Genomic DNA, 245 nt, shown 5'->3' on the forward strand with positions numbered 1-245 from the left:
TTTCAGGATGAATGCCAGTTTCACGTGGCAAGGATATTAAAGCTAAAGCTTTATCAAGAGTCATCTTTTCTGTTTGCCATTCTTTTGGTAACCCTATACGTTTAGCTTCTTTCTGTTCACCAACTTGAATATATGGTCCAAAGCGGCCATTGCGAAGAGAGACATCTTTTCCTGTTTTAGGATCGATACCAAGCATAACAGGTTCATCATTACGCCTGACTTCGTTCTCTTCTCCTGGATCTGTG

At 40.8% G+C, this 245-nt stretch carries 1 protein-coding gene; it reads right to left on the minus strand.

Annotation, left to right across the window (positions count from 1 at the left end):
• On the minus strand, positions 1 to 245 hold a 245-nt coding region (locus tag ACFIK8_RS10525), incomplete at both ends, for a topoisomerase C-terminal repeat-containing protein (protein WP_375669397.1).

The sequence above is a fragment of the Bartonella sp. MR168JLCBS genome, from assembly GCF_042194175.1.